General features: G+C 48.7%; 23 protein-coding genes and 2 pseudogenes. 15 read left to right on the top strand and 10 right to left on the bottom strand.

Annotated elements, in window-relative coordinates; translation table 11 throughout:
• Window positions 1-171: 171 nt before the first annotated feature.
• The 6 genes and pseudogenes from M2396_RS20295 to M2396_RS20270 all read left to right on the top strand — a co-directional run bounded on the left by M2396_RS20295 (window position 172) and on the right by M2396_RS20270 (window position 7,499).
• Window positions 172-2,304 (top strand): ATP-dependent endonuclease, encoded by a 2,133-nt coding sequence (locus M2396_RS20295; RefSeq protein WP_259077517.1) that lies wholly within the window; start codon window positions 172-174, stop codon window positions 2,302-2,304.
• 7 nt (window positions 2,305-2,311) lie between these two features.
• A complete protein-coding gene (locus M2396_RS20290) occupies window positions 2,312-4,072 on the top strand; it encodes a UvrD-helicase domain-containing protein (RefSeq protein WP_259077516.1) in 1,761 nt (586 codons plus the stop codon).
• 385 nt (window positions 4,073-4,457) lie between these two features.
• A pseudogene (locus M2396_RS20285) lies at window positions 4,458-4,821 on the top strand (hypothetical protein).
• Between the two features lie 158 nt (window positions 4,822-4,979).
• Window positions 4,980-5,606, top strand: coding sequence for a DUF6988 family protein (locus M2396_RS20280; RefSeq protein ID WP_259077512.1), 627 nt, complete (start codon window positions 4,980-4,982; stop codon window positions 5,604-5,606).
• Window positions 5,607-5,806: 200 nt separating this feature from the next.
• Window positions 5,807-6,757, top strand: a complete 951-nt coding sequence (locus M2396_RS20275) for a YbhB/YbcL family Raf kinase inhibitor-like protein (protein WP_259077509.1) — start codon at window positions 5,807-5,809, stop codon at window positions 6,755-6,757.
• Window positions 6,758-6,800: 43 nt separating this feature from the next.
• On the top strand, window positions 6,801-7,499 hold the full coding sequence (locus tag M2396_RS20270) for a hypothetical protein (RefSeq protein ID WP_259077507.1): 699 nt from the start codon (window positions 6,801-6,803) through the stop codon (window positions 7,497-7,499).
• A 179-nt stretch (window positions 7,500-7,678) separates the two neighbouring features.
• Here M2396_RS20270 and M2396_RS20265 read toward each other — a convergent pair whose 3' ends face one another.
• Entirely contained in the window at window positions 7,679-8,287 is a 609-nt protein-coding gene (locus tag M2396_RS20265) for a hypothetical protein (RefSeq protein WP_161469163.1), read from the bottom strand.
• Complete coding sequence (locus M2396_RS20260; RefSeq protein WP_259077504.1) at window positions 8,277-9,407, bottom strand: XRE family transcriptional regulator; 1,131 nt, start codon at window positions 9,405-9,407, stop codon at window positions 8,277-8,279. Before M2396_RS20260 ends, M2396_RS20265 begins: the two co-directional genes overlap by 11 nt.
• A gap of 347 nt (window positions 9,408-9,754) precedes the next feature.
• On the opposite strand from M2396_RS20260, the gene M2396_RS20255 reads away from it, so the two are divergent.
• Window positions 9,755-10,429, top strand: a complete 675-nt coding sequence (locus tag M2396_RS20255; RefSeq protein ID WP_259077502.1) for a hypothetical protein — start codon at window positions 9,755-9,757, stop codon at window positions 10,427-10,429.
• 219 nt (window positions 10,430-10,648) lie between these two features.
• Here M2396_RS20255 and M2396_RS20250 read toward each other — a convergent pair whose 3' ends face one another.
• Complete coding sequence (locus M2396_RS20250; RefSeq protein ID WP_310504243.1) at window positions 10,649-11,038, bottom strand: hypothetical protein; 390 nt, start codon at window positions 11,036-11,038, stop codon at window positions 10,649-10,651.
• A gap of 29 nt (window positions 11,039-11,067) precedes the next feature.
• Between M2396_RS20250 and M2396_RS20245 the strand changes: the two genes are divergently transcribed.
• The 4 genes from M2396_RS20245 to M2396_RS20230 all read left to right on the top strand — a co-directional run bounded on the left by M2396_RS20245 (window position 11,068) and on the right by M2396_RS20230 (window position 13,307).
• On the top strand, window positions 11,068-11,574 hold the full coding sequence (locus tag M2396_RS20245; protein ID WP_259077501.1) for a 3'-5' exoribonuclease: 507 nt from the start codon (window positions 11,068-11,070) through the stop codon (window positions 11,572-11,574).
• Between the two features lie 209 nt (window positions 11,575-11,783).
• On the top strand, window positions 11,784-12,152 hold the full coding sequence (locus M2396_RS20240) for a histone-like nucleoid-structuring protein, MvaT/MvaU family (protein ID WP_259077500.1): 369 nt from the start codon (window positions 11,784-11,786) through the stop codon (window positions 12,150-12,152).
• 59 nt (window positions 12,153-12,211) lie between these two features.
• The gene (locus tag M2396_RS20235) at window positions 12,212-12,646 is read left to right on the top strand and encodes a hypothetical protein (RefSeq protein WP_259077499.1); all 435 of its coding nucleotides are present in this window, start codon (window positions 12,212-12,214) and stop codon (window positions 12,644-12,646) included.
• Between the two features lie 163 nt (window positions 12,647-12,809).
• The gene (locus M2396_RS20230; protein WP_259077498.1) at window positions 12,810-13,307 is read left to right on the top strand and encodes a GNAT family N-acetyltransferase; all 498 of its coding nucleotides are present in this window, start codon (window positions 12,810-12,812) and stop codon (window positions 13,305-13,307) included.
• On the opposite strand, the gene M2396_RS20225 is transcribed toward M2396_RS20230, so the two are convergent.
• From M2396_RS20225 to M2396_RS20200, 6 genes and pseudogenes are all read right to left on the bottom strand, one after another.
• A complete protein-coding gene (locus tag M2396_RS20225) occupies window positions 13,241-13,795 on the bottom strand; it encodes a ProQ/FinO family protein (RefSeq protein ID WP_259077556.1) in 555 nt (184 codons plus the stop codon). The genes M2396_RS20230 and M2396_RS20225 overlap by 67 nt on opposite strands.
• Before the next feature lie 597 nt (window positions 13,796-14,392).
• A pseudogene (locus M2396_RS20220) lies at window positions 14,393-14,641 on the bottom strand (hypothetical protein); the annotation flags it as partial.
• A 304-nt stretch (window positions 14,642-14,945) separates the two neighbouring features.
• Window positions 14,946-15,746: a hypothetical protein gene (locus M2396_RS20215; RefSeq protein ID WP_122434216.1), complete on the bottom strand. Its 801-nt coding sequence runs from the start codon at window positions 15,744-15,746 to the stop codon at window positions 14,946-14,948.
• Window positions 15,746-16,843, bottom strand: coding sequence for a DUF3696 domain-containing protein (locus M2396_RS20210; protein WP_122434217.1), 1,098 nt, complete (start codon window positions 16,841-16,843; stop codon window positions 15,746-15,748). Before M2396_RS20210 ends, M2396_RS20215 begins: the two co-directional genes overlap by 1 nt.
• Window positions 16,840-17,817: a hypothetical protein gene (locus tag M2396_RS20205; RefSeq protein ID WP_259077495.1), complete on the bottom strand. Its 978-nt coding sequence runs from the start codon at window positions 17,815-17,817 to the stop codon at window positions 16,840-16,842. The genes M2396_RS20210 and M2396_RS20205 overlap by 4 nt, the downstream gene beginning before the upstream one ends.
• A gap of 827 nt (window positions 17,818-18,644) precedes the next feature.
• Window positions 18,645-19,301, bottom strand: a complete 657-nt coding sequence (locus M2396_RS20200) for a histidine phosphatase family protein (protein ID WP_122434218.1) — start codon at window positions 19,299-19,301, stop codon at window positions 18,645-18,647.
• 139 nt (window positions 19,302-19,440) lie between these two features.
• On the opposite strand from M2396_RS20200, the gene M2396_RS20195 reads away from it, so the two are divergent.
• The gene (locus tag M2396_RS20195; protein ID WP_122434219.1) at window positions 19,441-19,743 is read left to right on the top strand and encodes a nucleotidyltransferase family protein; all 303 of its coding nucleotides are present in this window, start codon (window positions 19,441-19,443) and stop codon (window positions 19,741-19,743) included.
• 226 nt (window positions 19,744-19,969) lie between these two features.
• Complete coding sequence (locus M2396_RS20190) at window positions 19,970-20,536, top strand: hypothetical protein (protein ID WP_122434220.1); 567 nt, start codon at window positions 19,970-19,972, stop codon at window positions 20,534-20,536.
• Between the two features lie 38 nt (window positions 20,537-20,574).
• Here M2396_RS20190 and M2396_RS20185 read toward each other — a convergent pair whose 3' ends face one another.
• Window positions 20,575-20,766, bottom strand: coding sequence for a hypothetical protein (locus tag M2396_RS20185; RefSeq protein WP_122434221.1), 192 nt, complete (start codon window positions 20,764-20,766; stop codon window positions 20,575-20,577).
• A gap of 1,260 nt (window positions 20,767-22,026) precedes the next feature.
• On the opposite strand from M2396_RS20185, the gene M2396_RS20180 reads away from it, so the two are divergent.
• Both M2396_RS20180 and M2396_RS20175 read left to right on the top strand, forming a co-directional pair.
• Window positions 22,027-23,382 carry a site-specific integrase gene (locus tag M2396_RS20180; protein ID WP_259077491.1) on the top strand — a complete coding sequence of 452 codons (1,356 nt, stop codon included), beginning with the start codon at window positions 22,027-22,029 and terminating at the stop codon, window positions 23,380-23,382.
• The gene (locus tag M2396_RS20175) at window positions 23,379-26,618 is read left to right on the top strand and encodes a hypothetical protein (RefSeq protein ID WP_259077490.1); all 3,240 of its coding nucleotides are present in this window, start codon (window positions 23,379-23,381) and stop codon (window positions 26,616-26,618) included. The genes M2396_RS20180 and M2396_RS20175 overlap by 4 nt, the downstream gene beginning before the upstream one ends.
• Window position 26,619 lies beyond the last annotated feature (1 nt).

The following is a 26,619-nucleotide window of genomic DNA, read 5'->3' as shown; positions in this document are numbered from 1 at the left end:
GGGCATTAACAAGCTTAAATCGCGTTTGAGTGTATTCGCAATAATTGACGTGAGAAGCTTCCGGCATAACAATCAGAAGGTGAATTTTTAGATTGCCAAGATCCATGCTGTGGATACCTAGGTAAACGAAGCTGCGGGACGTGGAGGGATGCTATCCTCGACGGACTGCTAGTGAATGATGCAAGACAGGCCAAGGAAGGAAAAATGTATATACGATCGCTTAAAATTCGAAATTTTAGAAATTTCTCGGCGGCTAAATTTGTTTTTAATCAGGGGGTCAATACCGTCTTAGGGGAGAACGGTTCTGGTAAGTCTAATGCGTTGTATACTTTGAGGCTGCTCTTGGATGAATCGCTACCTCGAAATGCGGTGAAACTTATGGAGAGCGATTTTTTTCGAGGCTTAGATGAGTGGCGAGGACATTGGATAATTATAGCTCTAGAGTTTGCGGATCTCTCCTCTCATGAGGGTTGTCAAACCTTAAAGCATCAAGCTGGCCATATGGGTGGCACAGAGTCCGGGAGTTTAACATACTTCTATCGGCCAGGTTTGAAAGTGCGGCAGAAACTGTATGAAGCATCTGGAGATCGCGATTCTATCTCGGAGGTGATTTCTGGGATTACTTTGGAAGACTATGAGATAGTGTTCACAGGTAAGTCAAAAGCAGATTTCCTGCTTGAGGAGACCTACAATAGGTTAGTTGGAGATTTCGAGAGGCTAGTTTTTCCGGATCCTGAAGATCGAAACTTTTCAGAATACGGCGTCAAAGTATTTCCGATCCACGAAGAAATATCGTTCACATTCGTGAAGGCATTACGAGACGTGGTGTCAGACCTGAAAAACAGTCGTAGCAGTCCTCTGTTATCATTGCTCAAAGGTTTGGAGTCCGAGTTAGACGAAGAGGCTGCCGAAGAGATTTCCGCTATGGTCGATGACTTGAATTCGACAATTTCCGATATTGACCAGATAAAAAAATTGTCTAGAGGGATCCAGACGACTCTCTATAACACCGTCGGTTATGCATTTTCGCCTGTTGTTGATATTCAGTCCTCCCTCCCGAGTGAGTTAGATAAGCTTTTGCAAAAGCTTGCGCTCACCGTGGGTGATAATTTTGTTGACGGATTTAGCGGTGATCTGAGTGAGCTTAGTTTGGGTGGGGCTAATCTAATATATATTGCGCTAAAGCTTTTGGAGTATGAGCGCAAGCAGGAGGTTGAGAAGGCTGGGCAGTTTTTAGTTATTGAGGAGCCAGAGGCTCATATTCATACGCATATCCAGAAAGCTCTTTTTGAAAAACACTCAGTTGGTAAAACTCAGGTCTTTCTTTCTACACACTCTACGCAGATATCGTCGGTAGCTCGTATTTCTGAAATGAATATTTTAGGCTTTGAGGATGGGAAAGTAGATGTCTTTCAGCCTGCGAATAAATTACTGCCATTGGAATGCAATCGAATAGAAAGATATTTGAACGCTACTCGCTCCGCTCTTCTTTTTGCTAAAGGGACAGTGCTCGTAGAGGGCGATGCAGAGCTTATACTGATTCCTGCAATATTTAAAGCCGTGTTCGGATTGTCGTTAGATGAGCTGGGTGTTAGCTTGGTAAGTATGGAAAGTGCATTTTTTGAACATGTATGTAAGTTGTTTGGGGAAGAGAGGATAAGAAAAAACTGCGCCATCATAACCGACGGCGACTCTTCGATTGTATCTCTGCCCCAGAGCCTTGAAGATGACACTCCTTACCAAAAAAAATGTCGTGACTCTCAGTCTTCAGGTGAACATAGAAGAAAGGCGCTCGATGATCTGGTTTTCGATAATGCATACCTCAACGCTTACTATGCTAAGTATACTTTTGAAGTGGATTTCATATTGGAGGATAACTCTATTGAAGTCGTTGAGACGCTATCTTCCATCTATACAAAAAAGTCCAGCATAGACTCCGTGAGCGCCAAGCTTAAATCATCTGATCTATCCGTCTATGGAAAAGAAATTTTGCGCTTGGCTGAAAAGGTTGGAAAGGGGTGGTTCTCCCTGCTGCTGTCTGAGAAAGTTTCGTCAAGAACGTATATTCCACCCTATATTTTGAAGGCAATCGCTTTTTCTTGTGGCGGGCGTTTGTCCAACCAGATCCTGCATAAAATGTGTGTTCATAGGCTCCTTAATCCCATGCCCATCATGGAGGAAAAGGATAAGCCGATAGAGTTTTTTAAAAGTAATAAGCATGATAAGAGTGCTTGTATTAATAAGTTTTTGGTAGCCTGTCCAGACGATAATCTGACTGATTTTATTAATCTATTGAGTAGGTAATAGGTTCATGAGGTTGAGCGAAGAGCAATCGGCAGCAGTCACGTACGGAGGTGATGTTTACGTTTCTGCTTGTCCAGGTAGTGGTAAGACTAGGGCATTGACGGCAAGAATAGCTCGAGGAATCCAGGAGTTACCGATCAGAGGCGGTAAGGTACTGGCGGTTACTTTTACTAATCGTGCTGCGGACGAATTACGCGCTCGCATTGAGTCACACGATGCCTATGAATCAAAAAAGATGTGGGCAGGGACGATCCATTCTTTCGCGCTTGAATGGATTATTAGACCTTATGCTGCTTTCTTGGAGGAGACGCGTCATGGCTATGCGGTCATCGACGAGTACGAAGCGAGAAAGATATTAAAAACTCTAAAAGTTGAATTCGGCGTCGGCCCTTTTGACGATGTTAATACACGTATTGATAAGCATGGGCTTGTTGAAAATCAGTCCCCCAAAGCGGAGTCAGTAGCGCAGAAATATTTTCAAATTTTAAAGCAGCGAAAAAAGATTGATTTTGATCAGGTGTTGTATTATGCATATTCTATATTGATCGCTAATTCAGATATAGCTGAAGTGATTGGGTCTATATTTAGTGTCATTTGTATTGATGAGGCTCAAGACATTAGCGAGCTTCAGTTTTCCATACTCTCTATTTTGTATAATAGTTCGATAATCAAGCCGAAGCTGTTCTTGGTAGGTGACGAGGATCAAGCAATCTATGCAGGGCTCGGTGGTGTCCCAAAAAATGCTAGAGAGTTGGGTGGGCAGTTCGAAGGCTCCAACTTCAAAACTTTCGCTTTTAAGGATAACTACCGCTCGACTCAGCGCCTTGTTGATTATTTTTCTTATTTTCGGAGCGTCACGGGCGGTGTCTCCAAGTCGCTGCGCAAAGAGAGTAAGGGTATAATTTCGTTCTGTAACCAGACTGTCCCGTTGCCGAGTCTCCCAAGAGCTATTGCCACAATCATACGCGAGCGACTAGATTCAAAAATTCCCGCTAATGAAATCTGTGTTATTGCACCTCAGTGGGTTCATCTTCGTAAGTTAACTAGGGATTTAATTGAATTACTACCAGATGTCGGATTTGATGCCCCAGCTATTTCACCATTTCATGGGCAGCATGACAATGTTTGGTATTTACTTTCGAAGATAGCATTAACAGAGCCGTCGGGGCGACTTGTTTCAACTCGGATCCGATGGGCCTCGGATATCATAGTTAAGTTTAATGAAGGTTTTAGCTGTTCGATTGAACAGCGACCAATGAAGCTACTGCAAATTGTCAATTCGTTTAATTCAGTTACTAAAGTCGGCAGCCAGTATCTTGAAGAATGTTTCGGCTTTTTTTTGAGCCGTTTAGGGCTTCAACTAGAAAGTAACTCACAGCTCAAAGCTGAGTATGATTTATTCATCGAGAAAACTTTGGCTAATATTCAGGGTGGTGATGGATTTTGTGAGGATGATATAGAGCTGTTTAGAGGTTTCTTCAAAGAGTCAAGCGGTGTCGTGATCAATACTTGTCATGGGGTCAAGGGTGAGGAGTACGACACAGTGGTCGCTTTCGGTTTACTGAGAGGATTCATACCCCATTGGAATGATATAATTGATGTTCCGGAGTCGGTTGGTGAAAGTTCGGAATCAAAAATGCTATATGTTGTGTGTTCTAGGGCAAAAGAAAATCTATATCTTATTGCTGAGTCTGGCCGGCTCACTAAAAGTAAGCGTGCGTATGAGACGTCGCGGTTACTGCAAGGTTGTACCTTTCAATATGATTGATGGACTTCTCGCCAGTCCACTGTTTCACTGAGCACGGAGTTAGGGTTAACCGCTCGCTTTATTCAGCCCTACCGGAGAAGCACTGACTATTTCTTTAAGAGATGCCTTCTCACGCAATCCACTCAGCCTGGCTTCGAACGTATACATATTCGACTGAGCGCATGCACTGCGGCATGGAGACTGGTCGACTACAGGGTTGTTTATGTTGAGTGCAAGCGCCGGCAGCCATTGTCAGATGCTGATTTTGAATTCGAGCATGAGCTTGGTTGCAATGCTGACCCGAGAAAGTCGGAAATGGCGTTCGATGCTCCCATCTGGACAGGCAGGGCGCAGGCCACGCTGATACAATCGGACAGGTAAATATGCCTTCCCTCCGAGACATTGCATGACCTCCGATCTGACTGAAGAAGATATGCGCCGTGCCCTCTTTGGCGCTGTTGTACCCGCTAGCCCAAGTGATGTGGCAGTAGCCCACGAGCCCAAGTGATGTGGCAGTAGCCCACGAGCCTGAGTCAGAGGTGGTGTTCACGAAGCCTCCTACGCCGGCGACCAAGAAGAAAACATCCAAGGCGTTCACTCCACGACTACGAGTCACGCTCCGTGTGGGCAATGAGTTTGAAGGCAAAACGTTTGAGCTGATTCATGAGGCCGACACGCTGAGCGCTTTGCAGGCGGAGCTTGAAGCAACTAGAGTGGCCGGCAAAAAATTCCGTTATGTGGAGGTTATCTCCGTCAAGCCGCGTAGCTGACAGCTTCACCTTGTTATCTATCGAGCTGCACTCGGTTGTCAGTTGGGTAGCAAGATGTGCGTCGGTTGTGGGCGGATCTCCCATCGAAACAAAAAAACCGTAAGGGATAACGCCGATCCGCTTTATTCTTGAGGCTTTTCGACGAGAGTAGGCACTGCATGGATCTCGACGTACTTTTGAGTCGTTCGTCGCTATATGACCTCAAGATAGCCGAGCTCTTCGAGTTTGAGCCTCGAGGAAAAGCCCGCAGGTTTGAGGCTGCCCGTCGTCTCGTCAACCTAAGCTTCGAGCATTCTCGTAGTATCAAACATCTAGTTTCAGCTGGGCTGTGCTCGTCCGCCGCCGCATTGATGAGGGTTCAGTACGAAGCGTTGGTGCGCGCCCTGTGGTCGCTATACGTAGCCACTGACGATCAGGTTGAATCGGCTTTGGCCGAACTCACACCTGACAGCGCTATGGCGGCAAATAAGGCTATTTCTCTCAATGCGATGCTCGACGATATCGAGAAACACGCTCCGCACGTTCCGATAGGGTCTTTGAGACAGTTCAAGGAATACTCGTGGCAGCCGCTGAACTCATTCGTCCATGGCGGAATTCATGCAGTCTCCAGGCATGGAACTGGGTTCCCAGTCGAGCTGGCTATCATGATGATTAAACTGTCAAACGCCGTTCTCGGCTTGGCAGGTAGTTTTGTACTGGTGATGGCAGCGGTGCCACCGGAAAAGGGGTTGATGACAGCACTGCAGAGCCAGTTTACGGACTGCCTGCCTCCTCCTTTGGAGTAGAAGAGAATAGCGTGTTGCTATTCGCGTACGCGCTGTACTCCCAGTGTAGGTGCGACTGCATGTGGCGGGCGTTTGGGCTCCATCAAGTGCTTCAGCAAAGCATCATGAGCGTTTGAGCATGAAGATTGATCGACCCGTCAACGGTCGTGATCTCTCATCACCGTAGGATCAAGATTCCAACACTCTTCGGGGATCTTTTGATGAACAATAAACTTCTGGGGCTAGTCCTGGCATCCTCGTTAGCGGGCGCGTCCAGCGCGAGTTATGCGCAAACCTTCACGCTGCATAGCCCGGAGCTTGAGGGTGGAAAATTCGGTAACACCAATCTGCTGAGCGAGCCGTATGGGTTTGGCTGCGCGGGCGGCAACGTTTCTCCATCGTTCACCTGGAGCGGCGCGCCTGCGGGGACGAAAAGCTTCGTTCTGACGATCTATGACCGCAACGCTCCAACGGGTGTGGGCTGGATGCATTGGGTGGTCGCCAATATTCCGGGCGATGCCAAAGGGGCGAATCTGCCTGCCGGTGCACTTCAACCGCGTACGGACTTCGGTGTTCCAGGATACGGTGGCCCTTGCCCACCCAAAGGGTCGGTACATGATTTTGAAATCATCCTCACCGCTGTGAAGGTCGATGCGCTGCCGATGGTAACTGCAGAGGCTACACCGGCCTTCGTGGGCTTCTTCACGAAGGCAAATTCACTGGGTGAAGCCAAGCTGACGATCAAGCAGGGTCACCGTCCAGACAGTCTGTATGGGCTGAGCAAATGTTTTGCCGAAGACCTGGGGCAGTATTACTGGGACAAATTCGGCATTGAGTCAGTAAACCTGCGCATCGGTTCGTCCTTTGAGGAGCCCCTTGATCGGCGAATGCTTGCAACCTGGTTGTCTTTTGATGATTTCGCCCAGTTGGTTGAGCGTTCTCTTTTGGCGCCACGAGTAGCGCATATGATCGTGTATGGCATGTCCGCCAATCGGGAATCCCTTTGGGATAATCGCACTGCTTCCTCCATAGGCTACGTTCCCAAAGACACTGCCGACGATTATCGGGAAAAGGTCGAAGCTAAATTCCCACCGATGGATATGAATGAGCCTGCCGCTCGCTATCACGGTGGCGATTTTGCTGGCGCCGGTCATTTCGAAGATCCCAAATGATGCCCGTAACTTACCCATAGGTTTTGAAGGATAAATGGCACCTATGCATAACTCCCACCTCTGGCTTCAGCGCTTTCACGGCGACTTCATCCCTGCTATCCAAAGGGTCGCAGACGTGTTCCTGCTGAGACTTCAGCCAACGTTTCTCTCAATCGAGGCAGAAAGCGAAAAGCTTGAGAACGATCTGTGGGAGGAGGCTATGAGCCAGCCGTACTACGGCGACTGCCAGGATGAAGGTGACATAGCTGAGGCCGTCAGAGATGCGTCCGTGACACACTACATGGGGCTCAAGGGCATGGAGCAAGGGCTGTTGAATTGTTGCGCGCTCTTTCTATACCACCTGTATGAACAGCAGGTATTGCTGTTTCTGCGCCAAGAGCTGTTGCCGTGGCGGGAGAAAGACAACAGAAAGCTCTATACGCATGAGGAGGTACGCAAACGCCTCGGGCTCGCCAATGTGGACAGCACGAAATTTGCCTGTTGGCCAAAGCTTGAGGAGCTCCGGCACTTGGCGAACTCGATCAAGCATGGAGAAGGCAAAAGCAGCGAAGAATTATTGCAAATAGCTCCTCACCTGTTCGAAATAGACGGGCGGGCCAGCGGATGGCCTATCTCTGGGCGTGTCTACACGCCTTTGCTTGGGGAGGACATCTTTGTCAATGCCGCACACATCCGTGAATACGTTGGCGCGATCAAGCAGTATTGGATGGAGCTGGGAGATGCCTTGACTAAGGAAGCCTAATCGCCCCGTCAAACGCTCTCCGGATGCTTCAAGAATGGCGAAATTGATGGCAGCCATTCCTGTTATTTAGTGCTCGTACGAAACGCGTCTGAGGTCAAAATCGAACAAAGGCTGCTTCATCGGGGCTCGTCCTAGACGAGGCTTGGCGTTGCGTCCATCGCTGCGGCCTGCGTGCCTTTTCAATGCCCCGCGTCAGCGTCAGTAGCTGTGTTGGCGGGGTAGAGATTCAGCCTACACTGTAGTGCCATGCCATAGGCTGTCCCTAGATGGGTAGCTAGCGAACCACCCATCTCTATGTGTTGAGATAGAACCACTTCGTGATCTGAATCTGTCAGGACATTGGTGAAAATGAGCCAAGAATGCATGTGAGGAGTTGTCTGTGTTATCGCTTGAGCGACGCTTTCTGAGAGTGCTCTGGCTTTGCGATCATCGGTGATGAACGCTTGACGAATTCTGCTTGCGAATGCGATTGACGACAGCTCGCCCTTACCCAGGTTTTTTCGGCTTTCAAGGTTTGCAATGGCTTGGAGATCGTCAATGCTGCAGGAGTGCGACGCAAATTTGCCTTTGGATTGCTCTTGCTTGAGGCGCTCCCTCAATTCTAGGTCGGCTGCAGTAGGGGAGGTGCGAGGCTTGACCAAGCATTCGTATAGGACAAACCCCGTCATGCAAAACTCACAGCTTGCCTCTTGAGTCGCAGCATACAGCCGGCGCGAAGACAAAATGTTCCAAACCGAACAGGTGTCGGCAACATTAATCTTGTGGAATTTCGATGGATCAATAGCCATGTATTGTCCTTCCATATAGAGAAGCAAGTGCCGCCAGTTCGCCGTAGCTGCAAAGGAGAGCTTCGGCTAGCCTGCCGAGGCTTATGATGCCTTGGCTGTGCGCATCCAGGCATAGCCTAACGTAGTGATCAGACAGTCCTCGTTCGAGTAACGCCTCTTTCCTGGATCGCTGTTGGGCGGTGAGGCTCTCTGGAAGTTCGGGGTCTATCTTGGCTTTCCGAGTTACCCGGTATCCCCGGATACGTCGACTGGTTTCAAGGTCAGCGCGCTTTGCAGCCTTCAAAGCGATTCCCAGCGCGTCACAACTCACTCTGAACTTGTTTGCCCAATCTTGGGCATCTCCTTCAGACCAGGTAGCTGGGGCGGGCAGCAAGCGAATCGTCTCGGGAGGCATCAGGTAGCAGGAGGCGAACCTGTTTGCCCGCACCTCCCTCATATCCTTGTCCCCAGGCATAGTAACGCTAGCCCCTTGGTCACTATCAAAAATACAGTGGGCCATCTCGTGTGCTGCACTGAACCGCTGTCGGTAGACGTCCTCGGTGTAGTTGACCAAAATACATTTACCCGCGACAGGGTGCATCACGAAGAGGCCTGAGATTTTGGAGTTGGCTAGCTTTCGCCTGAAAACATGCACGCCTACTGAGCGAAACTCGGAGTAGATGTCGCGGGGAACCTCTCTATCGGTATGACCCATCTGCTGGCGAAACGCCCTTGCCGCGCCTTCTGCGTGTCCAATGAAATAGTCGCCTTGCGGAGTGTATGCAAAGGTGCTGGCTGCACCACGGAGCTTTTGGGTTAAAAACTCTTCGGTCTCGCAGAGGTACAGAAACTCTTGAATGGCAGAGCGATCCTCCTTGGAGAACTCACGGCCATGCGCCCGGTACAGCGTTTCAGTTTGCTCAAACGGGGCGACTTGCTCGTTTGAGATGAAAAACTTGAAATCGCATCGATAGTAGTCAGCGAGGATGAGTACCTCGTCTCCGGTAGGCTCCAGCTCGCCTTTCTCAATACTACTGATGCGCTCAACGTTGATCGCAGTGAAGGCTGCGACTTCGTCAACGGAGCGCTGAAGCTGAATACGATAGCGTTGAAGCTTGTCGCCTAGGGCTTGGAGATTCATGCGCTGTACGACGTCCTGTTAGGCAATCCATCGAATCATCATAGAAGCGGGGTTTGCAGGTGCAAGTATGGATTGGCCGACGCGCCGCACTGTTGAGGGCCTGCTCACGAGAAGCCACCCTGAAATGCAGAGATTACATGCGTCCGCATTAGCTATTCACGGGCTGCAACCTGATAGCAGTCATCCTGCTTGAGCAACACGTACTCATCCGCCGTGGCGCACCCGTCATACGGGTTGAAGGACATTGGGTCGACTGCTTCCCTAGCACCGCATTTTATTTTTTCTTTACGGCTCAAGTTTTACCACTTCCAAAACCGTTAGGTATAGAAACCTTAACGGAGAGCTGTATGAGCGCTGCAATTGGTAGGAATGCAAAGTCGTATTACATCCCGCAGAGCCTTGAATATGCGCATAGGGCTGTCGCCCAGATGGCGGCTACCACAGAAGACGGATGCGATGTCGTGATGTGTCTCGGAGACTCGCGTTACCCGTTGAGTGCCCGACAAGCAGATGCGATTGCGCAAGGGTTGTTGATGGCCGTCATGCGTACAGGCTTGTGCATTGCCAGGATGCCTTGGGACGGGGGTGGGCTGATGAAGGTGGAGCGTTATAACGGAGAGCGAAGTGCTTTGAGGTTTGCGGACGATACGATACACGGCGAAGGCGCGTCATTTCGGTTCTTCGGCGTTTGTTGGACGTACGAGGGCGAGGGTGAAGATCCGAGCTATCCGGCTAACGCGCTCTGCATCCGTACGATGCATGATGGGGGAGTTCTGTTCGGCAAGGGGGATCGCGATTACCTCCTTACCGCCGAGCAAGCGTTTCGGCTATGTCAGGATCTTACCGGCTGTGCTTATTCACTTAAATCTAGGTCATGGAGTATTTGGGACGTGTTGATTGAGTGGGTGGCTCGAGGGGATGATGAAGCTGTTCTACAGACAGCCAAAGAGAAAGAGCTTTTCGAACACCTCAAAAACTTCGCGCTTAGCTCGATCTCGAGCCGGAAGACTAGAAAGCACTGATGCTGCACAATCGTTTTCGCTTGGAAGACGACCTGGTAGTTCGATACGCACTCGCCGAAGGCGGGCTTTTACTGATTGTTTCAGTAATCAATACTACCGCAGCAAACGGAGCCCCTAGGCGCGCGGATGGTAGCCTGGAGGGCCAGGACGCAGCGGTTCAGCTGCTTGGTTCACGACAGCCGGCCCACGGTAGGGCGAGTACCCAACTGCCAAGGTTATTCAAAGCTGGCTTAGCATCCCTTCTATTGTTCGGTGCTCCCAAGTCGACAGCAGGGCGATTGGGTCAGTGCCGAAACGGTCACCGGAATCAAACGACCAGCGTCTGCCATCCGGGCATCGGCACTCTTCGCAGTAATCGAGCTCGCCACAGTCGTTGTAAATCGATACGTACCAACCATCAATATCGACGTGAAAGTGGCCGGCATAAACCTCATCCCATGATGCTTCTCCCAGCCTGGTCATCCTGCGTTGCCCAAAGGTGACCTCGCGCAGCACCTGGCAAACCTCCCTTGTTGTAAGCGCAGGCATGGACTCATCAGGGCAATCGCTTATAGTCATAAAAAAACCAGTCGGATTTGATCGTTTTGCCAAAGGTACACCGGCAAGCATGAATCAGTAATTCTTCAGGGAGCAGAGGTATGAAGCTATTTTTCGACTGTGAGTTCACTCAGCTCAACCGCGACACGAAGCTGATTTCCGTGGCACTCGTGTCCGAAGCCGGCCACGAATACTACGTTGAGCTCACAGACACCTACGTAGTGGGAGACTGCAGCGACTTCGTAATCCAGAACGTGCTGCCTCAGCTTAACCTGGCTGCGCACGGACAAACTTTGGTCGAAGCCCAATCCTCACTGCTCGCTTTCCTGAGTGATCTGGAAGGCCCCCTCGAGGTTTGCTCCGATGCTCCTGAATGGGATTGGGGTTTTTTCTGCGATCTGGCCTACGTCAACAACCGTTGGCCAGCGCACGTCGCCAATCGCGCAACCAACCTGATCCTGTTGTTCAGGCATCTCAAAATGAATGATGTCGGCGACGTAACGCTACCGGACTTACCACACCACGCGCTGTTGGATGCTCGCCTCCTGGCCGACCTTTATCGTCGGCTGGCAACTGGTTCAAATCGAGGCATTGGACATAATCGATGATCTTTGTTCGCGCGAGTCTGTCAGGCGCGAAGCGCTCTGGACACTGTCGCACCTGATACCGGGTGATCCGGAAGGCTGCCGCGATTTTGGATGTTCTAGACGGCATCGAAGGCCAAGAGCGCTTCAGCGTTTAGCGTCAGACGAACCTTCGATTGTCCACATTTGACGGCACTGACTATACTGCCACCACTGAATATCTGAGGTGCTCCATGTCCCGTCTTGCTGAATTCCGTGCGCTTGAACAGCAGCTTGCTGCCCAATTGGCCGAGCTTGAGACACTAAAAAACGATGATGGCGTGAAGCGCGAGATGGAGTTCGAAACGAAGCTCCGTGATCTGCTAGGTGAGTATGGTTACAGCTTGCGCGACATCATCACCATCCTGGATCCTCAGTTCAATAACCGCCGCGCCCCAGTTCCTGCTGAGACTAAGAGCACCCGCAAGGCTCGCGCAGTTAAGGTCTACAAGAATCCTCATTCGGGTGAAGTGGTTGAGACCAAGGGTGGGAACCACAAAGTCTTGAAGGAATGGAAAGCGGAACATGGCTCCGATACGGTCGAGAGCTGGCTGGCCCGGTAAAAATCTATTGAGTACAAATAGAGGGCCCTGCGGGGCCCTTCTTTATGGGGGGATAGGAAATGCTTCGTTCAGCAGCGCTTGAACTGGCAACAAGCTTCAGGTTGGCAGTCGAGATAGTCGTAGAGACCGGCAACGTTCCCATGCATATCCGAGGTTTCCCACGCGGATGCTGCGGAATCATTTCTGAGCTCATGGGCGACTATTTGAACACCGTGGGGATCGGCGAATTCTTCTATGTTTGCGGGATGAAGGACGGAGCCTCACATGCCTGGCTTGAAGTTGATGGACTGATCGTCGACATCACCGCTGACCAATTCCCCGACCGACCTGCGATCTATGTCGACAAACCAGACTCTTGGTATGGCGAGTGGGAGGAGGACACCAAGCATCTGGTAGTTCATGAACCTTCGGCATTTTTCTATGGTGAAGAGCGCCGATTCCTTGTGCGGGTGCTGGAGCAGCTCAATAGCCGTGAATCATCATTCGCTTCCTGAAATCGCGTTAGAGCTCTCCTGGCACGCACGAAGGATCAGGCAAATCAACGGCGCAAATTCAGTGGGAAAGGCTCTAAGACGGGCATTACGGCCCGCGTCATGTGGTGCGTTGAACCTGCATACCCATTACCATGCCCGATTCTAGGATCATCGAGGTAATGATATGTGGGCATCTGTATACCGCTCCGCCACCCCAGACGATGCGGCGAATTGTTTTCGCGTTGAGAGCCTAGCCTGCGCCGGCGACGCGAACGCCACGCTGGAAGACTTTCAAGATTGGATTCAACGTACTCCCGAGAACTTCCTCATCTATGAGCATGAAGGCAAGTTCGTAGGCTTCGCTCATTTTGGCCACTCGAATGACGATTTCATCTCGGAGGAAGGTTTCAAAGAACAGTGCAATGAGGATGCATCTGCCCCCTACCTCCACGTCAGATCCATTGCAGTGGATCCGTCGTTTCCACGAGATCGTTTCCTGTCAGCACTGATCGATAATCTTGAGTCCATTCCGGAAGAGCTCAACAAAAAGTCAGTTCATTTGCGTTGCAGGGATCAGTACGTCGATTTTTTTCGGGAGCAGCGCTACCGATACATTCAGGAAATGAGATCTGACGAGATCAGCACCTGGCATGAGATGGGCATCAATTTGATGTGGAATTGATCACATAATTGAATGTGCGTGAGGCTCAGTCGGATAGCCTTCGCACGATGTCGTCGGTCTTGACCTCGTTGCCGTGAAGCCTGCTGTTTCGCATGCATAGCTTGAGTTGTGGTTACGACGCCGGCTGGTTGACCACTCAAGTCCAAGCGCGGCGCACCATCCACCATGCAGGCCCAGTACCGCGTTCCCCGGCACCACGTCGAGATACCAAGCTTCAGCTGTTCAGTGGTCAATCCGAGTAGCTCCAGGTGCTGCTCAGCATCCTTGAGAATGCCTTCTTTGAGCGGAGCCTTGGGGGCATGATTTACAGGAAAGGCCGATGGAAAATGCTTCTGCAATGACCAGATTGCTTCTACGGCTGGATCTTGGCTGTGAGGCTTCGCCTGCGGGGGAGACTTACGCTTGGGGTGTTTCGCGCGTTCGACCTTTTGGGGCTCGTTTTCAGCCCGTAGACGGTCACGTAGCTCAGCTAGGTGTTCAAACCCCATCGTTCTATTCACTGTTTCTAGGTTGATTGCGTGGCGCAAGGATATTGCATGCACGCCTGGGTCGCAGCAGAAACAGGACACCCTGCTAATCGGCGGGCTCCAAGTGGCCCATGACCTGATTGACTGAGGTATTCGCTTGGCAGGCCCATCTCGCTCAGACGTCTGAGCCCATGAAGCTCAACTGCTGGAAACGATTCGCGCCGGAAGTGGCCAAATCAGTAAGCCCCTAAGATCGAGCGTCGATGACCACGAATGAATGTTGGGTTTATAGACGGAGAGCATGGGCACTCGCATTTTGTCTGTGGATAGCAGGCGCAGTGCTGATTGGCTATGCCCACATTAGCCTTCCAAGCCAAGGGTGGGGAGTCTGGATAAGCTATCTGATGTACTTCCTGGAATTCTGGTATCTGCTCGGCCTTGGCGAAATGCACAGGTGGTTTTACAGCTTGTTTACTCGAGATTCCGAGTAGGACAATCGAGGAGCCTGCTGGCGCCATGCCAAGCTTTCAACTGCTCCAACGCCTACCCACAATGGGCTGGAGACGGATGTCATTGAATTCATCCGCCATCACTTGCCCAGTGCCGCGAACCTCTCGCTTACCTATAGTCGAGCTCGACATAACTGGATTCACCACCGCCGCTGGCACCGGACAACCAGACCCAAACAAATGACAGCGTGGTGCGACCCGCCTCACCGACCTCGACCTTACCGCGAGAGCGTCCGGAAAGGATCTCTCCATCGGTTGTGATGCAATGGAAGAGCAGATCGAACGTGTCTGGGCCAGTCACATGACCCACCTGGTGCCCTGTGCGGATCCTTCCGCCTCTGTAGGTGCTCGTGATCGCAGCGCCATGGACTTGGTACTGTGTGGATGCGCTCGGCGACTAGCGAAGATTGGGTTGTCGTGAGAGAGCCTTCTTCAATCAAATCTGGTTTCCATTCCCCGTTACCGTATCCCATTTGTTGCGTAGCCAAAAAGGCAGATGGCGCCGTAGTTTGTTAGTAAATACGAGCATGACGATCAGTGATCTTTGCGCATTTTAATTCAGTATTGAGAAAACGTGCAGGCCGGCAGTCTTCTGGTCAACGTCAGCTATATAGCAGGCGCAGGTCTACAGCTGCGCGATAAAATGACAGAGTTATTTCGCGCTATGTGAATACTTGGCCGCAGTCACTTTTGAACTTTAGCTCGGTCATTTTTCTGAGCGCTGAAGTATGTTCGGGATTGTTTTTAGCAACATTGATCTTGAATCCGTGGTACATATTTCCGTGGTGGCAATGGAATTGGTACCAACTGTTATTGGTGTAGCCGTAAACTCTAGATTGTATTTTTATTCCATTGCTCAGGGTTGTTTGTGCTTGCTCAGAAGTCAAGTCCATTGCGCTTATCTGAGTTCCACTTGCAATGCGAGGCTTGACTCCATGTTTGGGATTAGCTTCAAAAACCCAAATCATGGAGTCTAGCATATCCTCAAGCTGAACATTTATTGAAGTGATGTCCCCAAAAAGTGAGCTAGAGTAAGCGATAGAATCTGTTGCATAGCGTTGGCTGCCCGCAGCGGAGAGTATTAGTGCTCCTGAAACCGACTCTGCAGCATCGTCAAAGCATGAGGATTTTAGGCAATTACCTTTTTTATCAGTTATAGTGTCATCTACCCTTGAATGTCGGTCTTGGGTGTATGGCTGCGATAACAATATTTGGAGAGTGAGTTTTCTAGCAACTTCTTCACTTGGTGATTGTTTTGTAACTGCCTGCGCTAATATGGATTTTACAGTGATCCCTTCAATTATTTCACGTTCGGAGAAAGATCGAGTTCGGAATGATTTTCTTTCGTAGGCGATGTGTTTAGTCTTGGAAGCTAGCTTTGCGAGGTTAGCTAAAATGGACAAAGCCTCATTGTAGCTTTGTGCTTGCCGTTCTATTGAGAGTTCATTTATGTAGACTTTCATTAAAACAGTCTCAATAGGTCTATTTCTGCTTGGTCGAAAAAGCCAGTGTCCATGTCGGTTAGACCTCCATTGCTATCAACAAGTATCTTAGTGATTTGCCTTTCTTCATCGACAGATCTAACGGAGTTGATAGTTACAAAACCATAGGCGATCTCATTTTCTTTGACGTGGGCGCGAATTCCATTAATTATATGATCGCTATGGGTTTCTAGGATTACTTGGATGCCGCACGTTGCGGCCATGGTTAAAAGTTCGGCGAGAATCGACTGAGCTGCGGGATGTAGATGCACTTCTGGATTCTCTACGAGCAAATATCCACCTTCCGTAGTACAGAGCATGGCAACGATAATCGGAATGACATAGCTGATACCGAAACCGGTATTGACAGGGCGTACCTCGTTTATAGACTTACCTTTGGTTGGAAAGGTGTTTGAAACTTTATCCAGGTTTTTATGGTCGGCTAGATTTATCTCAAAATTTGGTGTTATTTTTTTCATTGCCTCTCTGAAGGCTATCTCTAACGTGACTTGGCGATCCCCATCATGATCTTTTAGGTGGGAACAGATTTTTTTTGCAAGCTTTTGATTTGGTGATGGAGAGTCCTGATATCGAACTAACTCGGAAATTGCATATTGGCCAAATATGCCAACATCTATAACTTCGGTATTCAGATTCATGTCGTAGCTGTTTTGAGGGCATAGCCGATATGCGCTTAAATACTGAAAGTCAGACCTAAAAAAATCGTGATCGGTGTTAGGTGTAGAATTCAACGACAATACGTAGTCATCCGCATTATGAGACCGGACGTCACTTGAAAATGCAATGTCATTTAACTTAATTTGAATCGTGTTGCCTACGGCATCATGGTTAAAAACGTCTCTAAGATGCCCGAAAGAAAAAAAGTCTCCTGCCAGACTCAGTCGATTTTTCGCGAGACTACCGTTGTTATAACTCTGTTTGATTAGCAGTAAAGCCTGCAGTGCGGTGGATTTTCCTGCTGAATTTGATCCACAAAAAACTGTAAGTGGTGAGAATTGAAATGTAGCGTTTTTGAAGCACTTGAAATTTTCTATTTCCAATGAGGTGATCATGTTCATCTAAACAGCCTTCTATAATAGGAGGAGGCACTTCTTGGCGAAATCCTTGGAGAGCTATTAAGGACGTCATAAAAGTCGGAAATGGAGTTTACTTCATCTTTTAGTGAGTAAATATATAGGTTTGCAATCTGATTTTGACTGAGCCTAATACTGTCTTGGGCATCTAACCTTGGGGCGGTTGGCTTGCTGAATCGAGGCTGAGAATCCAAAGAGATAGAGTTCTCCCCGGATCTGGATAGTGATCTTAACCTTGACCTAATTTTGCGCTCTAGTACACGCGTGTCAATTTCCTCAAAATGGATTAGCATTGCGGCCTTATCCAGTAAGTCTTCAGATGTTTCTTCGTTGTCAGGCATAGAGCCATGAAAAGTTAACGTCAGTGCGGAGAGTAATAAGTAGAGCTCATCAAAGCTGGCAGAAGAAAGATAGTCGTTCTTACTTAGGGATTCCGAGCGTTCGCTCAAAGGTTTCAAATACTCGGAGCATGAGTCCTGAAGATTTCTGATGAAGCGAAAGTGCTCACGAAAAGCAAAGTTTCTCGCTGCTTGAATTGGAAATCTATAGGAATCTGAGTTGATGCGTTTGAAGAACTCAAACTTCAGAGATGGATGAGTGTCATAACTAATTGTTGTGAAGTAAAGTTCGGCTCTGTTAGAAAGCGTTGAAGCGTGTCGAAATGGTAGTTCGGAGTAATACCGGCCTTCAAGCTCTGGGAGAAGTTTCAAATCCTCAAGGCGGAATTTGTCATTGACGAAATCAAGCAGGCATTTAACACGCTGAGTTCCATCTAGGACAGACACTGCACCGAAATTATCTTCTTCACACCAAAACTCAGTTGTAGGCATTCCAAGTAGAATGCTTTCAATAAATATTGACTTTGAACGCCTATGCCAAGGTTTGCTGTAGATGTGGTCAGGGTACAAAAAAATTCGTTTGTCATGATATCTGTCGATCATGCCAGCAACAGTAAACACGTTTCTCTTAAACCTAAACCCAAGATCATATTCTGTTAGCCGCATAACGTGTGCCTCAAATCTTTTGGCGCTTAAGATAGCATTTTCTGGTCATATTGTCTGGTGTATAGTTTTCGAAATAATGCGTTCACATAGATGACATTGGGTTGGTTAGCGACAGCTGTGCTCGAGGAACCGCGTCTAACTACGCCCCCTTCTCAATTTGGAGCCGCCGTAGCGCCCTATATGGAGGGCCTTCGGGATGCTCCTGACCATCGTGAGATTCCAGCGGTCAGCATCTGTACATTTCTCCCAACCAACCGCGTAGGGATCTGCACATCGACTCATCGAATACTCCCGCCTATGCACAGCCAGCGCCGCCGACCCCTGGAAACCACTCTGCGAGATCTACATTGCAATGCTCATTTCGACCCAATGCCCACGCTATCACCAAGTCTGCGGTTGCTCGGAAATGGTCTGCCATGTAGACAGCAGAAGTGAAACGCCATCCACGTTTCGTGAGTTCCTCACGGGCATCAAGCACACCAGTGGCACCGAAAAGAAACGAAGTGTCGGAGCAGTGGATGCCCGCTAACGAGGCTTTCACCTGCCCAGTGTCTCTGTTCCAGTACCCAAGGAAATGCCATCCTCCGGTAGTCGAACCCGGCCAAGGAGAATTTATCGCTGCTTTCCCGGTGATGTAGTGAGTTTTAGTGACCCGAGTAAGGTCGAGATCGAAGTTCACCAACAGGTAGTCCTCGAACGATTAGAGCTTAAGGCCGGCAAGCGGAGCGCGCAGACGCGAGGATGTCTGCCCGCAGGGCCAAGACGCCGTCAGGCGGCTTGGTTTACGACAGCCGTGCTCGCAGAGCCGCGCCCTCAGCATCCCTCGACATAAGCCTCCAGCCACTGTCACTTTGTCCGTACATGAGTTGGTACCCACCACAATTCTCCGCGTGATTAGCGATCTCGTACTCTCGCCAATCAGTCATCGCCTGGCTGTCGATCTCCGTAGGTTGTCGCTCGATCAACCACGCCACGGCATTGATCAACTGCCCATGCGAAAACACCACGATGTCCCTCGACAGATGAGCCGCAAGCCGCCTCAGAAACGCCTGTGCCCGCGATACAAATTCAAGGAATGACTCAGCACCATCACCGTCTACAAACGAGGGATTGGCCTGGTTCCAATACTCCCGCACCCAGTCCCGCCGCTGAGCCACTGAAGTGTTTACGCACCTTGCCGGCTCCAGGTACGTGAACTCCTGAATGGGCCAAGTCTCCACAGACACGGATGGGAAGGCGCTCGCTGTGAACTGAGCGGTGGCCAGAGCGCGAGAAAAGGGAGAAGTGACGATCAAGTCTGGAGCATTGGCGAATGAAAGGGCGACTCGGCGTGCCTGATCAACCCCGTGCTCAGTGAGAGGAATGCTCGCATGATCCTGAGTGGGCGCACCGGCGTTTGCGGCACTTTCACCATGGCGAATCAGCCTGACCAACTTCATAATTTGCCATATCCTCAGAGGCTGTAAGAGGGCCGACCTACGCGGGAAGTCAATTCTGGAGCTGGGCGGCAGACCAAATCCTAACATCCACAGGGCCAAGTTTGGCCGGAAGATTCAGCGGCGAACGAAGGGGTAATCTGTGAAACCGTCTCACGCAATCCAGGGCAAAGTCAGCCAGATCAAGCAGCTCATCGAGTCATATGGATTCGCATCGCCTGCCATTTTCGGATCGACCGCAAGAGGAACGGACGTGGATGGCAGTGACCTCGACATCTTGGCCAGTATACCTCCAGACATGCGAGGCAAAATTTCCCTTTTCGACATCCAAGAATTGGAGGCTGATTTGGAAGCCCTGACTGGAGTAGTTGTCGATTTCAACGTCGATAACAACATGCCTGATGACTGGAGTGCATCGATAGCGCATGACGTGGTTATGCTGTAGTTAGAGGCTCGCCAGCGTGGTCTGTGAGGCGCGTCTCCCTTTGTAAGCAGATACAACCGCGTGAGGATGGAGGCCCGCAGGGCCAAGACACCCGCCTGCGGCGTCTTGGTTCACGACAGCCGTGCCGAGGGCCACCCCCAACTGGTGCACCCCTTAGTGCTCTGACCCAAGCAAACAATGACTATTGGGGCAGGGCGCAAGCCCTCAGTTCAAGGAAGAGATGTATATGGGATTTCTGGATAGGTTATTCGGTGGCCGCTTCGCCCAACCACCTCCCGATGAGCCACCGTTGAGTGACGCTGTAATCATGCGAGAGCTTCATCCCTTTCGTAATGAGCTGAAGGCGTTCACCCAGAACCTCCTGGCCGGCCTGCCCGACAAGGAACAAGCGCGTCTCGTACGTCGCGTCATGCGTTGCTATGGACAGGGAGATGAGCCATCCAGCTCGCTGACAAAAGGCTTGCTGGATCCGGACAAGGGACAATCGCTCGAGCACCTTGTCCTGCTCGCCATAGATTGGAAAGGATTCGATGGCTTCGAATATCTGGCCCCATCCCTGACCAAGGCCTGTGGCATGCAAGAACCGTATCCGTACGAGCAACGCGAAGGGATGACCGTTGTGCAGGTGCTGGCAGAGTTTGATGAGTGGCTGATAGGGTTCGGCAAACGCTACCTTCACTTGAACACCGGTGGGGATGAGTATGTGGGCTTCATTGCGGATGGCGAACGCGTCGACGTTATGATTGCGATGGCCAAAGATGCCGGCATTAGGGCGAGGCTTGAGGCTTTCTAAAGGGCTAAAGCGTCAAGCAGGCTGCCTGCTTGCTACCGTTATTTTTGAACCAGGTCTTTGTATAACTCTCGGGCCTCAAGGATCTGATCCCTCAGTTCTTCCGGGTCGATTCTCATGCCGCCTCGTAGCGTCACCTGCAGTGTCTTCAGGCCGTTCGCAGCTTTGATGAAATCTCGTTCTTCCGCCTGAACCCACTCAGGACGTTTATCCTTCCAAAATGACCATGCCATTTGCTGAGCCTCATTCCTGACTGGAGGAGGCCAGTATGTAGTAGCTGCAGGGAATGTCCAACCTAGGTCGTGACTCTGAAATCCTGCAAGCGGAGCGCGCAGACCACGATGGTCGAAGGCATGAGGATGGAAGCCCGAAGGGCCAAGACCTGTCGTAGACAGGACTTGGTTAACGACAGCCGTCCCTGCTAGGGCATGCCACTACAACCGCAGAGTCGAATACTACCTCAAGGCGCGCTGTTCAAATGATCGAGGCACAACGCCCTGGGCGCAAAGGTCATACGTTTTTCGCAATGCTACTTTGTCGCCAGAAGACACCTTCGCGTGGCTAAAGATCGTCGACAAAAAACGCTTCCGCTCGCCATTATCAAGTTCAGACCAGACCCTCGGCTGACCTTGTGCATCTGGCACAGCAAGACGATCAAGGAAATACATTTCAAGGCTATGAAGCCGTTGCTGGCCATCGACCAGAATCTCGCTGTTGTCCGCCAATGCCCTGCCTGTGTCAGCCGGCTCGCACCAGTCGTTTGTAAGGTAGCTTCCCAAGTCTGCCCCTGACCAAACAGCGGTAATAAAACGAGCCTGCTGGCCTATGTTCCACTCCGATCAGCGCGCCCAAGTGGGTACGGGCATGCCCATGACAAATCATTCAGCCCATGGACACCTATCGCGAGCGGAGGAGAAGCAGTACGTCCTGGCCTGACACCAGCAGCTTTGCAAGTTGACCGCAGACCCTAAAAAACCTTAGTTAAAACCTGTTCTCCTTCAATAAGCTCAGGATTTGCAGCCTTTAAAGTAAGGATTAATAGTAATATCAACCGGAGACTTCTGCCGCGAAACGACGAGGGCAACCATTGTGCGTGTCGTAATGTGGTTTTAAGTTTTTAATGTGGTGTATATATATGTTTATATATGTACCATCAGTCATAATATCCATGTCCGCTTAGCGCCCGGAGTCCGGAAGCAATCATGTTCTCTATCGTCAATTTTAACCAAATTTACAATGCTGACCTTGGGGTTGGGTGCGCGTTCGACTTGGCGATTTGCTGAGAAAACGCTCAAGTCGGCGGGGTACCCGATAGAGTGGCGCAGATTTACCAATTGTGAATATGTGTATAGGTTTTTTTGGGGTTTTATTCATAATTGTCAATTCATGGATAAAGTTTGGTTGAGTGGTTTTGACAATTAACTCCTATCAAAAATCTATTTGCCTTTCATGTTTGACTTTGGGGGCTTTCATGGTTAAGGTGCGCCACTTTTTTGGATGGCGAAGAAGCCGTGAAAAATTTTAAATATCAAAAGAAAGTTGTAGCGGGTCAGGTTGTTAGGGTTATCGAATCACTCGCGGGAGAAACAATCGAGTGCGTAGTAAGTTACGTGGGTAAGTTGTTCTCGAGTAATGCGCCACTTGGAACAATAGAGACATACACTCCTTGTGTTTGCAGGTATCTTGATTTTACGGTCGAGGCAATGGCTCTTCTTTCTACTGAAGAATGGAAGGAGGTCGCTGGGCTTTCAGTCGTCGAGCTGTATTTCCAAGCACTGAGCTTTGGCAACGAGTCCGAGCTTGAAATCGTTCGAGTTCTTGTTGACCGTTTAAAAGTGGATGTGGTTTCTAGCGCCACAATAAAAATTATACGTAACGCATTACATTTGTTCTTTCAGCTATCTGAGAAGTATTCTGCTAAAGCTACTTTTGAGGGTATGCCAGAGACTCCTGTCATGACAATTAGCTCTGAGCCACCCATGCCTACGGTGTTCGATTACAAAACCAAAGGTTGGGGGAATCGCAAAGTAAATTCATATTTGGCGGAGTGTATAGCTGGGGGGGGAGGGGTACGAGCGGTTAACAATCTCCCACAGTATTTTACAGGTGGCTCAGCAAGAAATGTTCCAGAACTCAAACTTACCATTGCAGACGCGGTTAAGCTTGTTGGTAATGTTAAGAGTATTAGAGATAAAACTTACTATGCCTTACTGGCCGCAGGCGGGGCACGCGTATCTGAAACTTTGCAGGTTCTGGCGTCTGATATTGATCATAAATTAAAGATAGTTAATATTGTGGATCCCAGAAGTAGAAAGAAGTTGTATCGGTCTATGGGGCTGAGCATGTCGGAGATTAACTCCCTCCGGTTCAAAGGAAGGGCGAATCAGCGCCTTACGCTTATCGAACCTTTTGCGACTATGTTCTGGGATGCTTTGGAAGAACTATATCTATCTAATGAGTTTCCGGCAGCAGATAAAGATGGGTATTTTCTTACTCATGACTTTCTGTTTTGCGTACATAGAGGGCCAACTAAAGGTAAGCCCTTATGCTTGGTAGACCAATCTCCCATCTTGAGAACATTCAAGGCTAATCTTAGCAAAGTTGGTGTGGAAATTGGTCATCAACATGACATCAGGCATATGCATATTTCTTATCTTTGCAACGATATTCCAACTCTCGAAGGCCCAGGGTTAGGAGTTCAAGAAACTTCCAGATATGTCGGGCACATCAATATAGAAAGCACGGAAGTTTACAATCATATTGATTCTTCGAAGGCCTTGGCGGCGGCTGAGAAAATGTATGTCGAGAATAGCTATTACGATAAAATTATGATGGGTGAAGTGAAGTGATGGTTAATTTCTCAGAGGTGCCTGTATTTCTAGTGGATGATTCTATTATCCATGAGTGTGTGTTAAAAAATATAAAAGTTATAAGTAGATATATTGATGAAGTGTACGGGGTGTGCAATCTAAGTTATGATGCTATAAATTCGGCGCCGGATAAAAGGTATTACGCATTTAAGAAATTTTTTGTTTATTCGCCAAATTTGCTCTCGCGTATTTATGATAAGGCTTGGGTTCTTTCTGCGTATGAGTATGTTTTGCTGGGCGACCTAAATGCATCGCAGGAATTGGTAAATAGTGTTCTTGGGCAAGACTCACGTAATTATTATACGATCATGAAAGTGAATCTCAGAAGATCGCTTTGGCTATTATTGGTTCTTCTCTTCAAAGATGGGTGCCTGTTGCTAACCCCATTGATGAAGGCTAATCAATTCAAACATAAGTCGCCAGTGCATAAAGAGTTTGGTTTTGAACACTATCCTGAGTTGATGGCGTTTACGATGTCGGCGAGGGATAAAGTTAATCTTCCTAGCTTTTGGGAAGATGTTGATCAGCGTGTGAGGGAGCGTGTTGCCCAATACGGAACTCGTTTGTTCTGGATTATTGGGGCTGTTAAGCCAGAAGATTTGACCATTGAGAAATTGGTCGCGGTGCACAAAAAATATTACTATGAAAATGAACGTTTAACCGCTGAATTACCTGTGCATACCATCGTTAATTATGTGTGTGGATATTTCGGTGCGCGTGTGTGCTTCGACTACCCAGATCTGTATCATGCTCTAAATGAGTTAAGGCCAAATAAGTATAAAACGGGGGCTAGAGGTGAGCTAACGTCTATTGATTTCAATCCGGTAGTAGAGTCAGCCAAGTCTAGTGAAGAGATAGTTGATTACTGCCGACTCTTGGTACGAACGAAATTCATGCCCGAAAGCATTTTGCATAATCCTATTCTGAGTGAAACTGGTTTCTATAACACGCCTACTTTATTACGGTGGGTCGCTGTGCAGAAAAGCTATATGGAAATGAAAGCCTATGAGCAGGAGACTAATGGGGCGCTGGGGAGTGGTATCTTCAATATATATCTATTTGTCTATCTCGATAAATGGTTTTCACTCTTTGGTGAAGATTCAGATGTCGAGTATCCTGAATTCATCTCTCAATTAAGTATTGACTTTGTTGCGCCATTGACTCGGGATCCCAACTCGCCATTGCCGCTTGAGAATTTCATTCATGAGCTCACAGATGGAGCGCCGAGCATCAGGTCGTCTGCACTCCAGCAGCTCCGAGCTATGTTTGAATGGATGGAAATGAAGGGGTTCGAGGATGAGCATGGAAAGTTTAAAAACCATTTATCTAAGCTAGATATGCCGCCCAGTATGGGGTTGTCAAGTTCGGACAAGCGCCCCTTCAAACGGGCTGAATATAGTCTTGCTATCAATTATCTATATTGCGTTTTTCAAGCCACTAAGATACTTAATGACGATATACTTGAGTCAACTTACACTGACATAATGCATGGTGATTTGGAGCAGAGGGCGTTAGCATTAGGATGGTGCAATGAGTTTTACCACGGGGGACGCCAATACAAAGTAGATGTGCTCCCTAAATGCTTCTTCAAACGTTGGTCTATTCCTTTGGCCAATGGTGCGTCCAAAACGATATTCAGCCCTCATATGGTTGTTCACGCGCTTTCAGCGGTGGAGAGCGGTTTGAGGCATCAATCTATCCAGTGGTTATCGACCGATTTTGACAAACATGTGATTGGCGATGTTGAGCTGAATAAGGCGTATTGGCTCCATGTAGTAATAGATAAGGTAAAGAAAGCTCCGATAAGGACAATCGTGAGTGGTCAAACAATTTTAGCGTTGCGATATCAACGTGAAATCAGGTCAATGGTCTCTAGCGATGCCTTTAAGAAAACCAAGAGCTATGAAAATAGAGAAGACAACGTTCGAGCAAACTATCTACCATTGTTTTCTAAGTCCACCGTGAGCGGAGACCCATATAGTGATGGTTTGTATTCTGAAACATATGTGTCTTTCTTAGTTTCCTTTCAGTTTTTTTTGAAAGCTCACGGTGTGCAATGTAAGTTTTTTGAATGCAAGCCTAGTAGATTTGGGTATGGGGAAACGGTAATCCCTGGAGATGTGGTTGTGCTTAATGTTCATACTCCATATTGCCCAGTACGAATAGTTACTGATATGACCCCGCACCACACCAGGAATAGCACGGTTAAGGTGTGGCAAAGGATTATGAAGGACAGCGAGGTTGGTCGGTTTAAAACTGGCCAGGGTGTCCGAACTGTCCGGTATTATGGAACTTTAATCGATGAAGATTACGAAGAAATTGCTGACAAAGTCGGTAGTGATCTAGCTAAAGTTTGGTCGGGAGAGCGTCTTGATGCCTCAAGCCCGAGCTCAAATTTTCGTAAAGCATTAGCATGCAATCCTTCCCAGGCGCTTCGCGACTTCGCATGTATCACAATGTCCCCCGAATCCTCCTTGAAAAAGAGTTCAGCATTAGACGATTTGGTAAAGAAGCATGACGAACGGCTTAGTCACCATTCAACTCATGTCTGTACAAAGGGGGGTAAGTGTACTGAAGCCATTATCCGAGAAGGTCTTGAATATAGGTGTGGGCTTTGCATTTTTTCCGTCAAAGGCATCGATCACATTCCAGCGATTGATGCGAAGATATACAACCTGTCTGTAGAGGTTGAAGAATTGCACGCATACGCTGACACTCTATCAGAAGAAAATATTTATGAGTTAGAACGTGTTGATGAGCGCCTAGAAAAAACTGTTTCTGATTTACTCGGCTGGACATGGAGTCGCGACTATCTCGTTGAATGTTACAGGCGTGATGTCTCATCTTCAAAAAAGCTGTTTTCAATCCAACCAGAGCTGATGAAAAAGCACATGTGTGAGGTTGAGATGGAAGATCAGTCTATTCAATATATTTTCTCGAAACTTTACGAAAATAGCCTGTATCCTGAACTTCAAAACGACGTTGTTAGGGCTAAATATAATTTTCTCAAGATGCGTCTCCAAGGTGATAGCTCCGACGTCAAAAATTTGTTTAAGCCTGTGATAGTCGACGCAGCTAGTGCCATTGTAGGGCAGGTCAAAACTTTGCTTGAGTCAAATAAATTATCTCTGGATAATATTGCACTGGCTTTGGAGTTCGGCGCTGATATCGCCCTGGATGAGTATTCCCCACTAATCCTTATTTCTAATGAGTAGG

This window comes from Pseudomonas sp. BIGb0278 (genome assembly GCF_024809895.1).
GTDB classification, from domain to species: Bacteria; Pseudomonadota; Gammaproteobacteria; order Pseudomonadales; family Pseudomonadaceae; genus Aquipseudomonas; species Aquipseudomonas shirazensis.
Note: the sequence above shows the minus strand (reverse complement) of the source record. Positions and strands in the feature narration are given on the sequence as shown.

Coding starts and splice junctions, on each gene's coding strand:
- M2396_RS20240 (WP_259077500.1), top strand. CDS start 11,784: ATGTCCCGTCTTGCTGAATTCCGTGCGCTTGAACAGCAGCTTGCTGCC.
- M2396_RS20235 (WP_259077499.1), top strand. CDS start 12,212: ATGCTTCGTTCAGCAGCGCTTGAACTGGCAACAAGCTTCAGGTTGGCA.
- M2396_RS20250 (WP_310504243.1), bottom strand. CDS start 11,038: ATGCTTGCCGGTGTACCTTTGGCAAAACGATCAAATCCGACTGGTTTT.
- M2396_RS20245 (WP_259077501.1), top strand. CDS start 11,068: ATGAAGCTATTTTTCGACTGTGAGTTCACTCAGCTCAACCGCGACACG.
- M2396_RS20290 (WP_259077516.1), top strand. CDS start 2,312: ATGAGGTTGAGCGAAGAGCAATCGGCAGCAGTCACGTACGGAGGTGAT.
- M2396_RS20200 (WP_122434218.1), bottom strand. CDS start 19,301: ATGAAGTTGGTCAGGCTGATTCGCCATGGTGAAAGTGCCGCAAACGCC.
- M2396_RS20210 (WP_122434217.1), bottom strand. CDS start 16,843: ATGAACATGATCACCTCATTGGAAATAGAAAATTTCAAGTGCTTCAAA.
- M2396_RS20270 (WP_259077507.1), top strand. CDS start 6,801: ATGCATAACTCCCACCTCTGGCTTCAGCGCTTTCACGGCGACTTCATC.
- M2396_RS20280 (WP_259077512.1), top strand. CDS start 4,980: ATGGATCTCGACGTACTTTTGAGTCGTTCGTCGCTATATGACCTCAAG.
- M2396_RS20265 (WP_161469163.1), bottom strand. CDS start 8,287: ATGGCTATTGATCCATCGAAATTCCACAAGATTAATGTTGCCGACACC.
- M2396_RS20215 (WP_122434216.1), bottom strand. CDS start 15,746: ATGAAAGTCTACATAAATGAACTCTCAATAGAACGGCAAGCACAAAGC.
- M2396_RS20190 (WP_122434220.1), top strand. CDS start 19,970: ATGGGATTTCTGGATAGGTTATTCGGTGGCCGCTTCGCCCAACCACCT.
- M2396_RS20260 (WP_259077504.1), bottom strand. CDS start 9,407: ATGAATCTCCAAGCCCTAGGCGACAAGCTTCAACGCTATCGTATTCAG.
- M2396_RS20230 (WP_259077498.1), top strand. CDS start 12,810: ATGTGGGCATCTGTATACCGCTCCGCCACCCCAGACGATGCGGCGAAT.
- M2396_RS20185 (WP_122434221.1), bottom strand. CDS start 20,766: ATGGCATGGTCATTTTGGAAGGATAAACGTCCTGAGTGGGTTCAGGCG.
- M2396_RS20255 (WP_259077502.1), top strand. CDS start 9,755: ATGAGCGCTGCAATTGGTAGGAATGCAAAGTCGTATTACATCCCGCAG.
- M2396_RS20275 (WP_259077509.1), top strand. CDS start 5,807: ATGAACAATAAACTTCTGGGGCTAGTCCTGGCATCCTCGTTAGCGGGC.
- M2396_RS20225 (WP_259077556.1), bottom strand. CDS start 13,795: ATGGGGTTTGAACACCTAGCTGAGCTACGTGACCGTCTACGGGCTGAA.